Source organism: Paraburkholderia sp. Ac-20347, assembly GCF_017104805.1.
GTDB lineage: Bacteria > Pseudomonadota > Gammaproteobacteria > Burkholderiales > Burkholderiaceae > Paraburkholderia > Paraburkholderia tropica.
Map to the genome: position 1 here is coordinate 1 of NZ_JAAGPN010000636.1, position 833 is coordinate 833.

1 pseudogene is annotated in these 833 nt (G+C 67.9%); it reads right to left on the reverse strand.

The features are described 5' to 3' along the window. Positions 1-36 precede the first annotated feature (36 nt). A pseudogene (locus G3N97_RS39145) lies at positions 37-833 on the reverse strand (hypothetical protein); the annotation flags it as partial.

Below are 833 nucleotides of genomic sequence, written 5' to 3' on the forward strand. Positions count from 1 at the left end.
ACGCCCGCTTGAGGGCATCGGGGCATACCCCCGGCGTCAGTTTCGGCACCGGCAGCTTCGACAAACCAGGCCGACTGGCCAAAACACCATCGCAGCGACGCTGCGAAACGAGTTTTTCAACAGAATCCCTTCGGCCGCGTCGATGACATCGTTGGGCGCGGTCAGGCCGCCGGGGCTGCCGCTCACCGGCTTCACATCGACATAGGTCACGCCCGACGCGCTGCCCGCAATCAGCAAACGGTCGGTGAATTGCGCGCTCAACGAACCGCCCGCATTGAGCCAGGTGTTGACGGCAACGGTGCCTTGCGCGCCGCTGTAATTGCCCGTCACGTTGACCGCGCGATACGACGTCGCCGAAGTTGGCGCCGTGCCGATGGACGGCGACGCCTGAAAATCGATCAGGCTGTTGGCGTTCGTCAGTGTCGTGAGCGTCGAGTCGCCCGTCACGTTCCAGCGGCTCGCGTCGGTGAGGGCGAGCGTGGTGGTGCTGCCTGCATCGGTCGTCACGACGCCGTTCAAGGTCGAATGGTCGGCCGTGACCGTGAGCAGCGACGGTACGGTGCCGGTCGTCGAGTCGATGGCGGCGCTCGCGCCGGTCACGGTCGATCCGGTGAGCGAGACATTGGCGATGCCGCCCGCCGCGAGGATGGCGGCGCCTTGATCGGATTGCACCGTCGTATCGGTCAGGGAGACGGCTTCCTCGGGCTCGCCCGCGCGCACGACGGCGCCGGCCGCCGCTATCGCCACGGCGGACGGCGTGGGCGGTGTAGCGGCGAGAGCGGAAGGGCGTCGGGGAGGGGAAGAGGGGGCTGGCTGGCGGAGAACGCGGTGGG